Source organism: Mycoplasma ovis str. Michigan (assembly GCF_000508245.1).
Classification (GTDB): Bacteria; Bacillota_I; Bacilli_A; order Mycoplasmatales; family Mycoplasmoidaceae; genus Eperythrozoon_A; species Eperythrozoon_A ovis.
In genome coordinates, this window is record NC_023062.1 from 363,485 (window position 1) to 376,801 (window position 13,317).

At 31.5% G+C, this 13,317-nt stretch carries 16 protein-coding genes; 7 read left to right on the forward strand and 9 right to left on the reverse strand.

The annotated features are described in order from the left end of the window. Nucleotides 1-66: 66 nt before the first annotated feature. Together MR07_RS04495 and MR07_RS01985 are read left to right on the forward strand one after the other, a co-directional pair. Nucleotides 67-795, forward strand: coding sequence for a hypothetical protein (locus tag MR07_RS04495; protein WP_024071222.1), 729 nt, complete (start codon nucleotides 67-69; stop codon nucleotides 793-795). A gap of 361 nt (nucleotides 796-1,156) precedes the next feature. Continuing rightward, nucleotides 1,157-1,399, forward strand: coding sequence for a hypothetical protein (locus MR07_RS01985; protein WP_024071223.1), 243 nt, complete (start codon nucleotides 1,157-1,159; stop codon nucleotides 1,397-1,399). Nucleotides 1,400-1,634: 235 nt separating this feature from the next. Here the strand turns inward: MR07_RS01985 and MR07_RS04385 are convergent, their stop codons facing one another. Continuing rightward, nucleotides 1,635-1,787, reverse strand: coding sequence for a hypothetical protein (locus MR07_RS04385; RefSeq protein ID WP_024071224.1), 153 nt, complete (start codon nucleotides 1,785-1,787; stop codon nucleotides 1,635-1,637). Between the two features lie 179 nt (nucleotides 1,788-1,966). On the opposite strand from MR07_RS04385, the gene MR07_RS01990 reads away from it, so the two are divergent. Together MR07_RS01990 and MR07_RS01995 are read left to right on the forward strand one after the other, a co-directional pair. After that, nucleotides 1,967-2,158: a hypothetical protein gene (locus MR07_RS01990; protein ID WP_043901180.1), complete on the forward strand. Its 192-nt coding sequence runs from the start codon at nucleotides 1,967-1,969 to the stop codon at nucleotides 2,156-2,158. Between the two features lie 19 nt (nucleotides 2,159-2,177). Then, a complete protein-coding gene (locus tag MR07_RS01995) occupies nucleotides 2,178-2,639 on the forward strand; it encodes a hypothetical protein (protein WP_024071227.1) in 462 nt (153 codons plus the stop codon). A 137-nt stretch (nucleotides 2,640-2,776) separates the two neighbouring features. Here MR07_RS01995 and MR07_RS02000 read toward each other — a convergent pair whose 3' ends face one another. The 6 genes from MR07_RS02000 to MR07_RS02030 all read right to left on the reverse strand — a co-directional run bounded on the left by MR07_RS02000 (nucleotide 2,777) and on the right by MR07_RS02030 (nucleotide 9,186). Then, entirely contained in the window at nucleotides 2,777-3,382 is a 606-nt protein-coding gene (locus MR07_RS02000) for a hypothetical protein (RefSeq protein WP_024071228.1), read from the reverse strand. 205 nt (nucleotides 3,383-3,587) lie between these two features. Beyond that, the gene (locus tag MR07_RS02005) at nucleotides 3,588-4,247 is read right to left on the reverse strand and encodes a hypothetical protein (protein WP_024071229.1); all 660 of its coding nucleotides are present in this window, start codon (nucleotides 4,245-4,247) and stop codon (nucleotides 3,588-3,590) included. Nucleotides 4,248-4,542: 295 nt separating this feature from the next. After that, a complete protein-coding gene (locus MR07_RS02010; RefSeq protein WP_024071231.1) occupies nucleotides 4,543-4,929 on the reverse strand; it encodes a hypothetical protein in 387 nt (128 codons plus the stop codon). Nucleotides 4,930-5,320: 391 nt separating this feature from the next. Continuing rightward, nucleotides 5,321-5,962 carry a restriction endonuclease subunit S gene (locus tag MR07_RS02015; protein WP_024071232.1) on the reverse strand — a complete coding sequence of 214 codons (642 nt, stop codon included), beginning with the start codon at nucleotides 5,960-5,962 and terminating at the stop codon, nucleotides 5,321-5,323. 217 nt (nucleotides 5,963-6,179) lie between these two features. After that, a complete protein-coding gene (locus tag MR07_RS02025) occupies nucleotides 6,180-7,745 on the reverse strand; it encodes a type I restriction-modification system subunit M (RefSeq protein ID WP_024071233.1) in 1,566 nt (521 codons plus the stop codon). 82 nt (nucleotides 7,746-7,827) lie between these two features. After that, a complete protein-coding gene (locus tag MR07_RS02030) occupies nucleotides 7,828-9,186 on the reverse strand; it encodes a hypothetical protein (RefSeq protein ID WP_043901182.1) in 1,359 nt (452 codons plus the stop codon). Between the two features lie 54 nt (nucleotides 9,187-9,240). Between MR07_RS02030 and MR07_RS04225 the strand changes: the two genes are divergently transcribed. From MR07_RS04225 to MR07_RS04605, 3 genes are all read left to right on the forward strand, one after another. Beyond that, nucleotides 9,241-9,540 (forward strand): hypothetical protein, encoded by a 300-nt coding sequence (locus tag MR07_RS04225; protein WP_024071235.1) that lies wholly within the window; start codon nucleotides 9,241-9,243, stop codon nucleotides 9,538-9,540. A gap of 378 nt (nucleotides 9,541-9,918) precedes the next feature. After that, nucleotides 9,919-10,335, forward strand: a complete 417-nt coding sequence (locus MR07_RS04600; protein ID WP_043901183.1) for a hypothetical protein — start codon at nucleotides 9,919-9,921, stop codon at nucleotides 10,333-10,335. A gap of 9 nt (nucleotides 10,336-10,344) precedes the next feature. Continuing rightward, entirely contained in the window at nucleotides 10,345-10,623 is a 279-nt protein-coding gene (locus tag MR07_RS04605; RefSeq protein ID WP_235062714.1) for a hypothetical protein, read from the forward strand. 39 nt (nucleotides 10,624-10,662) lie between these two features. Here the strand turns inward: MR07_RS04605 and MR07_RS02050 are convergent, their stop codons facing one another. Both MR07_RS02050 and MR07_RS04140 read right to left on the reverse strand, forming a co-directional pair. Then, nucleotides 10,663-12,033 carry a hypothetical protein gene (locus MR07_RS02050; RefSeq protein WP_024071237.1) on the reverse strand — a complete coding sequence of 457 codons (1,371 nt, stop codon included), beginning with the start codon at nucleotides 12,031-12,033 and terminating at the stop codon, nucleotides 10,663-10,665. A 370-nt stretch (nucleotides 12,034-12,403) separates the two neighbouring features. Next, complete coding sequence (locus MR07_RS04140; protein WP_024071238.1) at nucleotides 12,404-13,258, reverse strand: coiled-coil domain-containing protein; 855 nt, start codon at nucleotides 13,256-13,258, stop codon at nucleotides 12,404-12,406. Between the last annotated feature and the right edge of the window lie 59 nt (nucleotides 13,259-13,317).

Below are 13,317 nucleotides of genomic sequence, written 5' to 3' on the forward strand. Positions count from 1 at the left end.
CAGAACCCTGTACTCTATAGCTTTAATGTTTTTTCATTAGTAGTCTCGAATAATAAACAAGCAAGAATGGGAGTTCCTTGATTAAGTTACGAAAAATGACAAGAATGGAAAGAGAGTGTCTCTAATCCAGAATCTTTGCAGTCAAGTTCGTTAGATTCAACAATAAAAAACTTATTTAAAAAGGAAATAATTATTGAGCTGATAAATAACTTTATTCTCTGTTCTTCGATAAACCCCTGAAATAAAAGAATTATTAAGACTTCTTCCCTGTATTGGATTCAGGAAATTTCTGAAGAAATTATTTCAAAAATAGGAAAATGAAAAGTAAAAATAGGTTCTTATTCTCTTGGAGAGGAGAAAGAAGGGAAATATACATTTTTCTTCTTACTAAATCCAATAAGACAAAGAAATGTTACCCATCTTATATTGGCCGATAATAGGATATCAAGAGATACATTATTTTCTACTTTATCTCCTTATCGAGATTGGATTCAAATTGAGGGGATATCGCTCGTTAAAGATTCAAAGAAAATTCAGTCAGAAGTTTTAGAGAACAACGAAGTAATTCTTATAGATTTTGAGACTTTAAATATACAAATGCCAAAAATATCTAAGGAAAAAATTCTATGTATTTATTTTGGCGAAAAAAATAATTCCCATTTAATAGAAAGACACTTAAAAACTGTTTTTCCTCATTCTTGTTATTTGGAATTAGTTTTTGAAAGAAAGGAGAAAACAAAAAATAGCAAAAAATTGTTTCTGAAGCGGAACGAAAAAATACATGAACATTTTTAGATAGAAGTATCGTTTTAAAAAAAGTAAGGGGAAGCATTGCTCGACACTTTAAGGGTGGAATTGAAAGGGCTGATGCCATTTCTTATAACATAGTCCGAAATTTTGAAACCAGAACTCTAAAAGGATATTCCAATGGAAAAGCATTCATCTATGCTCGAGATAAATTTAGCGCTTGAAGAATTTATCAAGGAATTCGAAAGCTAAGGCCTGATTGATTCTCTTATAACCCAAAGGAACTCTCCAAAGTACATATGATTCTTCCAGAACAAGGTTGGAGTGAAGGATTATGATGGAGAGATAACACAGGCAGACAAATAAGTTGTTATGAGAAACTTGGGATATAGAATGAAGGGAACTATTAATGCGAGAATTTCAAAACGAGGATTCTGAATTTAAAATAGACATCTTGGTTTATGAACTAAACCAAGAATTTAATTACCCACTTCTAGACACTATTTATATAAATGAACTCTTTGATTCATCTAATTTAAAGCAAGTTATTTCTAAATTAAATAAATTTTCTGTTGGCAAGAAAAAGCCTTTAATAGTTAGTTATGATTCAAGAATTTCTGAACTATTGAAGAAAGAACTTAAGAAAAACTAGTTTAAACAATACTTTGATTTTTTAGGAATATAAATAATTAAGAAGAAAATCTTCACAAAGTTTTTCAGTATTAAAAAATTAAAGTCAAAAACTAAATAGAAGTTTTCTTAATAGAAAAACTAACTAAATTAAGGAACATATTAATGATGTTTTAATTCAGTATAGACTGAATACAATCATTCAATGTTTCCCATCGTAAATTTGAAGAAGGGAGAATAATTAAATATGGAATTTTCTAAAAAGGATATTTAAATTCAATTTTTGGATGGGTTATGTGATCATTAAAACCTTTTCTTATTTTTGCAGGAGCAATAAGCTCGGTTGTTGCGATTCCTGTAATTTTTTCCCTAAATAATTCATCTGTCCCAGAAAATTTATTAGAAGTCAATAAACTTAATGACTGTAAAAAAAAAAATTTCAAAGGAAGACTCTTCTGGCTCAGAAGGAACAGTAAGAGGGTCATTATGGACTTGCGTAGAAAAAGATTCAAAAATGGGTTTACAGAAAAACTTGAAATTTAATTGATTTAAAAACGATTAAGATCCAAATCCTGTTGAAGTTAAAGAATTGACTGCAAATTCTTTTACTATTTTTCTGATAAAGTTGGATGGCAATCAAGAGAGATGATTTACACCTGACTTTAAATATTTTGTTGGTCCAGATTCTAAAGATATAAGTAAAACCTTTTCTGCTGATAAATGTTTTGTTACATCAGATTTAAATGACTGAAAAGTAGATTGTTTTAAAAAAGAAAAATAAATTCATCATATCTAAGTAAATGTTTTGATCCTTAAAGTTTTTGCTTACCGGAGGAAGTCTCATTGGATCTTTTGTTGTAGTTCCTGTCGCTATCGCTTTAAGGAATTCAACTATTTCCGAAACTGAATCAAAAATTAAGAAATTTGAAAATTGTAAAGAAGTTTTGAGAAAAAATGGGAAAGGAAGTTTATGAGCTTGCTTAAAAAATGAAAAACCTAATTCACATAAAACTTTGGAAATTTTTAAATGGTTTAATGATGATTCTGATGAAAAAGCTTTAATAGTTGAAAATATAACTTTTTGATCTTATTCTCTTTTAAAGGTACTTTTATCCAAAGACAATAAAGAGGCTTGACTTGAGCCAGACTTTAAATATTTGCATGGAGAGTTAAGTAAAACATATGTTGCTTCTGATTGCAAAATCACAGAGGAAATTGGACAAAATTGAAATATAACTTGCGGCTCCCAAAAAAGTAGTTAATTATTTCCAATTTTGAAAATCTAGAAAAGAACTTTAAATTAGAGAAAGAAAAAGTAAATAAACTAATTTCCGAACTTATTTAAAAAATAATTATTTAAGTGACTTTCTCTAACTAAAAATTTTCATTATCTATCTAATTAGTTTTTAGGCAGAAAAAGATATATTAAGTTACCTTTGGCTTCCCCTTCTTTTATCAAAACGGATACCAATGTTTCTGTCAATGGTTGCTTTGAATCAATATAAGTTCATGTTCCTTCTACATCAGATTTCAAACCTGTTCCTCTAAAAATTGCTTTGATGCTACTTCCGGTATTGCTTTCAACTTGTTGCGTTTCAGTATACATTTCAAATTTCTTACCAGTTCCAGAGGCAAGATCTCCAGATAAAACCAATTGGGAAAATAATCCAGTTCAATCTTTTGGAAGAGGTATATAGTCATCTTTCACATCAGTATTACTACAAGTGACTCCAACATAATCTTTCTGTTCTTTTTTTACCTCTTCGAGAAAACCTTCCAAATTGTTTGGAAAGGGAATAGTGGTACATACTCCTTTAGAGATACTTTTTCTTTCTTCTGGCGCTGAACTTCTAGAAGTAGATGTAGCTTCTGCAACTACATTTAATGCGTTGGGAGAGGAAGAAGTTCCTTCAGTATTTTGTGTTCCTCAGAAACAAAGAGGTATTCCTATGCAACTTCCTCCTAGGGAAACTGCTGTAACCAAAACTTTTGGGTTAATAGGCACAGTAAAAGGGTTACATTAATCGGTTCTTATACCTAGAGGACTTTAATTATATAGAGATTATTGAAACATTAATCTAAAGTTTCAACTGTTAATTTTTTGAAATCAAAAGTGATTTATCCATTATTCACTTATTCAGTTTTTTGGAACTTAATTTTTAAAAAAGTGAAACTTTTCTATCTAACTTTTGAACCTAAAAGGAAAGATTTTAGTAATTAAGATACATGACAACATCTTCTAGTTTCGGTTTAGTAATTCTAACTGAATAAACTTGAGAATTGTCAGAACTTTGAAAATCTTCTAAAATATTTCCTCCCCATTTTCCAGTAACTGCAGGGTAAGAAAAACTTTCACTTTCAAACTTAGTTTCAAAAAAATCCCAACTATCAGTATTCCCGGTAACTGAAGTTGTGTGAGTTGTTATATCAACTCTTTGACCTTCTTTAAATCACTCTTCCCTTTCTTTTAAAAGTTTTGTAGGAGCTCATAATGACCACTTTGAATAAACCACTTCATCATCTCTTCCGCTATTGTCGCAAGAAAAGGAAACATATGGAGCAAAAGAGGGAGCAAGTTTAGAAATTACCTCATCTTTACCAGATGTCACTAAACAATTTCATAATTTACTAGTTTCAGTCTCATCACTTAATTCATCTTCAGATTCCTCACTCGCTTCAACAGGAGGATTAGGAGTCGGTATAGAGCTGGGGGGGGATGCTTCTGATTTACCTTGTTCGGAATCAGCAACTGTCTGTTGAGCCGAAGTGGGAGAAACGTTACCTGAGGAAGTATGAGAATTTATAAAAGGAATAATACCTGCTCCTCCACCCAAAATCAAAAAAGAACCAGACTTTAAAAGAAGACTCACCTAATAAGTTTTTTATTTATTTTTACCTTATAGGAAAATAATTAATTAGATATTTTATTTAGCTATTATTCTGATTTGAATTTAGTAAAAGATATATTGCTTGATCCTTAAATTTACCTTCTTCAATTGAAACAGATATAACAGTATTCTTTAATGTCTTTTCTTATACTTCTTCCCTAGTACCTTTAACAGGAGACTTTAAGCCTTTACCACTCAAAATCATTTTGATACTACTTCCAAATCTACCTTCTTCTTGTTTGCTCTCTGTAATAATTTCCAATTTTTCTCCAACTTTTTATTTTAGATTACCAGCTAAAACAAGACTAGGAAATAAACCAGTTCAGTCTTTCGGTAGAGGTATGTAATCATTTTTAACTCCAGTATTTTTACAAGAAGTTGAAACATAATCCCCTTTATTTTTATGTTGCCCTTGAAGAAATTGTCCTAAATTTTCTGGAAGAGAAATGATTGCACATTCTCCTTTTGCGAAACTTTTCTTAGATTCTGGAACTGAATCAACTGACTCAACTTTAGTTAATGAAGTAGATGGCATTTGATGTTGTGGTTTCACTGAACTTATTACGGAATTTTGTGTCTGCGAAAAATATATTGGCAATCCAATTATTCCTCCTGCCCCACCTATAGTTAAGGCGGGAATTCATATTTTTAGACTAATGGACACTATAAAAAGTTTGTGTTGGTTGTATCTTATCTTTCGAAGACCCTAACTTTATCTAGACTATCAAGAAAACTAATCCAAAGTTTCAACAATACATTTTTTTAATCTCAAACACTTACCAATTATTTGTTCATTATTTTTTTGTAGTTCAAAAATGGGATTGCAAATTTGGTTGAATTTGTCGATTAAGTGGCGGGGCGGGAGTTTAATCGGGTGCAATAACAATTTATCTTTTCGAATGGTTTCCTTTAATTAAGGTGGAGGTGGTAGATTTTCTTAATAGAAGTTCAACATTCTCCTTCAAAGAGTAAAAAAAGGAATGGCAGCCCAACATTTTCATTTGGCTTAATTGCCCATAAATCTCCCTCCAAACATAACCTTATTTCATTTATAGTTATATTTTTAATTGTTTTTTCAATTCCGTGATGACAAAAAATGAGGTGCCCCCCCCAAGAAAAATTCCTCTGCATTTGTTAAAATCCTCCTCAGTCAATTGTTCCGAAGTAAAAGTTAAAAACTTACATTTAGACTTAGAAATGTCTTTTACCTGCAAAAAGGGTATTCCCCCTTCTTGACAAAAGTAAAGTTCTTCTAAATATTTACTAGATCTTGGTGGTCTGCCTCCTTTCGAAATTTGAAACAAACTTCCAAAAGCTTCATTAGTAAATTCTTCTAGGTTGTCAAATATTATATGAAATAAACACTGAATTCATCTCTCAAGATTCTTGTTAATTTTTTTCCTTAGTTGAATAACTCTTTCTAGAGTTTCATATTTATTCACAACTTTCTTTTGTGCCTCCAAAGGAGTTACTGAAATAGGAAATTTGACGAAATCTTTTCAAGACAGTTCTCCCCGAATTCCTCCAAAACACATGTAAAGCAGTCACAGTTCTGTTAACTCTTTTTTAAAAATAAGCTTTAAATATTCACTTAAAAGATTTGGATTGGTAACTTCAAAAACTCGGTAGCGAGAAGATACTACTCATAAGCACCCTTCTTTATACAAACCAATTGGTAATCTTTTGGTTTGCTCCATGGCCGTAAGGCTTGTAACAAATTGGCCATAAGAAATTAAAAAACATACGCTTAGGTTGGTTTTCTTCTCTTCCCGCGAAGAGTTAATAATTTTCTTGTCTGAACTAACGCCAACTAACTTAGTGCTTTCTAAATTCTTGTTTTTTCTCTTGCAGAGGGAAACAAAATTGCCAAGAGGGGAAAATTTCCCCTCAGCTTTTTGCTTTACTTTTTCTAAATTAGTAGTTTGTTGGATCAGCTAGAATTTTCTCAACTTTCAATTCAAGTTCTCTAGATTCCTTGAGAATTTGAGTTAATTGTTCTGTTATCTCCTTGATTTCAGCATTTCAATCGTGATCATTTGCTGGAGCCTTAAAGGAAATATAAGTATTTGGGAATAAGGAATATTCTGGACTCTTTTCTCTTAACTCTTCCAGAGTAACACTTTTACAGAATCCATCCTTATCTTCATATTTTTCTGGATATCCTACATATCTTCATGAGTGAAATGTTTTAGTTATTAAGGATATATCTTCTTCAGTTAGCTTTACGTAACTTTTTTCATATACAACTCCCAATTCTCTCGCATCAATAAATAGTATTTGATTTGTTCTATCTCTCAATTCTCTTTTTTGATCTTGGATTGCTCTTAATTCTCTAGATTTTTTATTTCTATTAATAATTCAAAGAGTTACTGCAATATCTGTGTTATAAAAAGTTTTTCGAGGCAAAGTAATTATTGCCTCAATTAAGTCATTTTCTATTAACTTCCTTCTAATCTTTTCTTCTTTTCCAGTTGCATCTAAAGATTTATTGGCCAAAAGAACTCCGGCAACTCCATTTTGTGATAATTTATCTCTTATGTGAAGTATTCATGCATAGTTTGCATTAGAGACAGGAGGAACTTCATACCCATTTCACCTAGGATCATCTAATAGAGTGTTGTCTTCCCTTCACTTACTTTGATTAAAAGGTGGATTAGCTAAAACAAAATCAACCTTTTTGTCAGGATGTTGATCATTATTAAAGGTACAACTAGGTTCTCCTAGTTCAGCATCTATGATCCCTCTCATTGCAAGATTCATCTTGCAAAGACCGTATGTATCGCTCTTAAGCTCTTGACCGTGTACCCTTATTTTTTGATTACCAAATTGAAGTTCCTTTACCATTTCAGACGTTTGAACAAACATTCCTCCGGATCCGCAACAAGGGTCATAAATATTACCTTCAAAGGGTTCAATTAATGAAACCATTAATTTAACTATTGTTTGAGGTGTATAAAATGCGCTACTATTGTCTCCTTTTTCTGAAAATCTATTTAAAAGATATTGATATGCTTTTCCTAAGAAATCTCCTTCTTCTTCGGAACTTTTTAAATTAGTAATTACATTAATCAGAGACTTAACATTTGTTGGATCTAGTCTGGCATTTTCTGAAGAAAAAAAGTTTCTCTCAAAAACTCCTTTAAAAGTTTCAATGTTTGCTTCCTCTATTGATTTAAAAACCTTATCTAAATGAACTAATATATTTCCTGTTTCTCCCCTCATTTCATCTCATCTTGCTTCTTTATAAAGGAAGGGAACTCCCTTTGCAGCATAGAAAGAAGGATTATCTATATGTCTAATCCCATTTTCTTTATGGATTTCTTCTCTTCTTTCCTGAAATTTATCGTCTAAATATTTCAGGAAAAAAAGATATAAAACTGCATATTTATAGTTATGTTTATTTGCTGAGCCTTGAAGTGCTTCAATTTTCTTTCACATCTCATCAAAGATTTGAGTTACTGTTTTCTTTTCTGTCAACATAATTAGTTACTAAATATTTACTATCTATTTTTAATTTTCTTACCCTGAGGTTTTTCTAGGAAATAAAGGAAGTATTTAATTTTTAAATTCCGTAGTTAGAACATTTGGTTCAGAAGGCATTTTTATTGTGTCAAGTCGGAAAATCAAATATTTTGAAATAAGTTTGTGATTGAAGAAGATAATTAAAATCCTTAACTTCCACTAAACATAGTCTTTTATCTTTGACAATATCTCCAAATCAAGGAATAACTAACCTTTTACATAATTCTTGTCTTATTTTTATGGAAGTATCCCAAAATGCTCAGCTACTTTGTTCGCATTCCTCCTCAATCACTTTTGTTTTTTCAATATCATCCATGTTATTTAGTTTCTTTCAATCTGGATAACTAGCTTTTGTTTGAGTTTTTCAACCAGCGCCTTGTCCTTGTTTGGGAACATAATATCCGGAATTACTCCAAACAGATTTCAGAACTGCTTTTACCTCAATTCCTTCTGTTTTTTTCTTGCATTCTTCAAAATATTTACTAAGTTCTTTATCTTGTAACGAGCTACAATCAAATCCAATTTTTTCTCCACTCATTAATCTTTTGATAACAGTTGCAATATCCTTTTCCTTTAATTTTTGGTTTTTCGCCTCTTCAGGTCAAATCATTCTTTTTAAGTAATTAAAGGCAACTTCTTCTAAATTTCCCAAAAGACGAATTGTTTTTATTCAGGAGCTGTTAACTCATTCTCCATAACTTCACTTTTGTTTCTTTAGTTGATCTTCTGTGTGGTTGAGCATATCCTTTATTCCCGTTAAGTCCAATTCCAAAGCAACTCTTTTCTTTTCCTTGTCTTCGCCCATAACTTTAATTCATCAACTTCTAGGTTGATATAAGCTCAACACATCTTCCTCTAATTCAATACTTCTTTTGCCTCAAAAATTAGATAATCCTTTCAATTCTTCTTTACTTATATATTTCCCCGAATCTCTCAGTAAATCCCAGAGGTTTTTGTTACTCCCTCGCCCTTTCTTTCCGTATATTTCTTGGGCAATTCGACTTGCAATTCTAGGACCAAATCAACCCATGCTACTGCTTATTCTCCTACCTCCAAAGAGCTCTCTTGAGCTCTGGGAGTGAGAATCACTATTTATTACTTTATGTGGTCCCGCTCACTCTCAACCCTTTACGAACAATAAATCTTCACTAACTCCTTCACTTTTGAACCTTCAAGACTTGAAAACCGTACTATTCAAAAGAGAGACCAATCCAACATCAGACTCCAACGAATTACTAAATTTTGGTTTTTTAGTTAAATCGGGAGAACTTTCTCCGAAGTAATAAAGTTCATCTTCGGAATTGACTTCCAAACCATTATTAGAAGAGCCTATTCATCCTCCTATGCCCCCCCCAAATCCTGTTATAGCTCCAATTTCCAATAACAGTTTTTTTCACATTATTGCTTAAAAAACAATTAATCTTTAAAAATTATTTAAAAAAACAAATTAAAAATGCTTTGGAAAAAGATTCTTCTAGAGTTAGCTACAGTTAGTGGCTTCGGGGGGGGCATTGGTGGTTGATTTGGAGTTAATGGTCAAGGTGTTTCAATTGATTCAGAAGAAGAAATTTCATATTTAAAGGGAGAAAAATCTTTAAAGATAAATAAGGGAGTTAGAAGTAGCTTGAGTGATGGTTGAGGTCAAATAGCGGAGTTAGATCATACAATCTTAGGATCTTGAAGATGGCAAAGTGAGGGTGTAGGCGAAGATTTACTATTCATAAAAGGATGAGATAGGGCGGGCCAACACTAGAGAATAAATAGCGATAAACACTCACAAGCAGAAAGAGATCTCTGGGGAGGAAGAGGTATTAGCCTTGGAAATAATTGATTCGGACCTAGAAGGGTATCTAGGTCAATTGATGATATTGAAGTAGCTAAACAAGCAAAGTTAAAGAAAGGCGAAATAGATAGTTATTGGCCCATAATACAAAAATCGACACAATACCTAAATCAAGAGGATCTTGATGGAATTCAAAAATTTTGACAAAACAGAGACAGAGAGCTAGAAGAAGATATTTTTGGTTTATATAATGGTTGAAGCTGATGAGCCGAGAAATTTGGGAAAAAGATAGGCCAAGAAAAGGTAGATCTGGAGTTCGATATTTCGCAGATAAAACAAGTTTTTGAAATGAGTGAAAAGGATTTAAGAGATAGAAACTGAACTTACGGAGAATTAATTAAAAATCCTAAATTGTCTGCAGTTAGATTATTGGGAAATGTCGAAGCAACTATCTTTAATTATTGAAAGCATATCGCTTGACCTGAGGCTGACAAAGTAAAGAACTTAAAAGAGAAGAAAATTGCCATCGCAGTTCTTTCCTTAATTCTAGGTGAAGAGATAGGCTTTGATTGCGAAAAAGGAAATGGAGGAGATAAGACCATTTTCTTCAGTGAATGTAGTTCAACAATTAATGGCGGTAAAGTCAAAAGAGTTCTAAAAAGCACTTGACAAAATAGCAGTGGCCAATATTGAGTGCCTCTTAAGAATCATTGCGCGGCATGAAATTTTCACAGACCCTTAAGAGATAGGAGCAAAAAGCAATAATTGATAAAAATGGATGATGTTTCAAAAACTTCTTTATTAGATGAAAAATGTGAAGAATCTTCTTTGTTTGATTTATTTGATCCCAATAAAAAAATTAGACAAGAGGCTTGTGAAAGGTTATTAAACCCATGATTTGGTGATTCTGTCGAAGACAAAAGGTTATGTTTATTTCAATCTTCAGAAAACAATTACCTCTTAAGATTGATTAACTACATAAAGGTAATAACAATTCCTACTTGACATCACAAAAACACTTTCTGAACTAAGTGCTCTAATTTTGGGATTTAGTAAAGATTTTTAAAGTAAGAATTTATTTAACTTAAGTACCTAAATTCCGTAGTTCGAACATTTAGTCCAAAAAGTATTCCTTTTATTTCAAAGGGGAATTTCAAGAACTTGTAAATAAGTATTAAGTCTGAAATGGTAATTGAAATCTTCCAATTCAATTAGACATAATCTTTTATCTGTAACTATATCTCCGAATCAAGGTCTTATTATTTGATCACAAATTTCCCTTCTAATTTCTTTTGCGCTGTCTGAAAAATAATCTCAAAATCCAGCAGGATCTTCACATTTTTCATCCAAAAAAGCAGTATTTTTTATATCATCCATTTTCACTAGCTCTCTAGCATCCTTGTCTTCTATTTTTTCTTGTTTGTGCCATTGTCCTTGTTTATCTTTTGTCGGAGATCAATATTTATAAGAGTATTTTCAAGTACTTTTTAAAACTCTTTTCACTTTAACATCGCTAGTGTTGGATGAGCATTCTTTGAAATATTTATCTTTGTGCTCTTTCTTTCCTGTTTCACAATCAAAACCTATTTCTTCTCCTAGCATTAAAGCCATTACAGCAATAGCTATCTTTTTCTCTTTCAATTTTTTGACTTCTTCAGCTTCTGGTCAAGCAACATGTTTTAAATAATTAAATGCAGTTGCTTCTACATCCCCAAGCAGTCTAACCTGAGCTAATTTAGGATTTTGAAATATTTGTCCAAAAGTTCATTTCTTATCCCTTAATTCTTGTTCAGTTTTACTCAACATTTGCTTGAGCTTAGAAAAATCAAATTCCAGATCTACCCTGTCTTGACCTTTCTTTAACCCAAATTTGTCAGCTCATCATTTTCGACCATGATATAGACCGAAAATATCTTCTTCTAGATCTATGCTTCTATTTTTCCAATATTTTTGTATTCCATCGAGGTCTGATTGACTTAAGTATTGGCCTGATTGTTGTATTATTGGCCAATAACTTTTGAATTTCTCCTGATCAACTTTCTCCATATCTGCAATTGACCTAGATACCTGTCTAGGTCCAAATCAGCCATGCCCAATACTAATCTTTCTTCCACCCCAAAGATCTTTGTCTGCCTGAGAATGGTTATCACTAGATATTTTCTTGTGCCGTCCATCCCCATCTCATCCACTGATAAAAATTAAATCCTCACCTACACCCTCACTCTGTCATCTTCAAGATCCGAGAATGGTGCGATCTAATTCAGATATCTTTCCTCATCCATCACTTAAATTATTCCTCGCTTCCTTTTGTAACCTTAAAGTTTCTTCTTCTACCTTTAAATATGAAATGTCTTCTTCTGAATCAATTGAGACACCCTGATTATTAATGCCGAATCAACCACCAATGCCCCCCCCGAAACCACTCGTGGCAACTATCTCCAAAAGCAACTTCTTCCAGAGCATTTAATTTATAAATTTTTTAGTGTTTTATTTCTATTTTTACAGAAAGTTGTGATTGCGAAAAAATTTAATAAACGTAGAGAGAAATTAAGTAATTAAAAAGATTAATTACTTTTTTACAAGTTCTTGAAATTCCAACATGTATTGATAAAAATCCTTTCTAAGCTAAATTCTCCAGTTATGGAGTAGAAAAGTTAATTTAACTGTTTATTCAGTTAAAAGATAGCTGAAAATTATTCTTTACCCAGTCCTGAATTAGTTAGAAATTATTTTTGAATCTGAAGAGATGTAATATAGTTCTTTAATTCTTGATTTTTTTTCTTATTGTGGATTAATCTACTTAAAATTCTTCTCTTCTAATTCCCTATTTAACTTAAGAATTATTTTCTCTAAGCAAAGGAATTCATTTCTCTATTTTTGCAATTTCTGTTTGTAATTCCTTAACTCTTAAGTCATTGTTTTCGAACAAATTCATTGAATTCTTTAACTTAACTAAAGTATCAGCAACATTTGCTTTTAATTGAACAGTTGTGTTTCTTTTGTAAAGTGCAAAACTCTTCACACTGTCCATATATTGATCAAGTGCTTGAAGCTTACTACTATCTCCATTTGCCTGCTTCAATAATTCACTATAAATTTTTTGGAAATCTTCTAATTTTTGTAGTTTTTCCTTTAATTCTTTTACCTCTTGAGAGTTTTGCGACTGTCTTTGCAATTCTTCGTTTTGTCTTTTAAGTTGTTCAAATTCATCCTTAACTTTTGCAAGTGCACTTAATTCTGTTTCTTTTTCAGCTATCTTTTCTTTTTGCTGTTGTATTTCCTTATTTTTTTGTTCTATCTCACTATTTTTTCTTGATACATCTTGACTTAATTTCTCTTTTTCACTATTAACTTTTTCAAGATCTTTTAGTTGCTCCTTTAATTGAACTAGAGCTTGTTTTTCTTGTTCTAACTTTTTAGTCTTCTCTTCTAGTAACTTCTTATTCGATTCAGCTTCTCATAAATTCTTGTAACTTTCCTGTAATTCATATTCCAATTGTTCTATCTTATTGTTTTGTTCTACTATTAAATGATCTTTTTCAGATAATCCTTTCTCGAGGCTTTTTACAGTTTCTTGTGTAACTAATTTAGAAGACTTATTTAAATATTCTCTAATTCCAACTCCAATAGCTGCTCCACCAACTACAACCCCCCCCAAAGCTGTAATAAGGAGTCTTGCAAGAGCCATAATAATCTAATTAATTACCTCTAAATTTTATGTTTTATTTAAAAGTCTTTTTGTGGTTC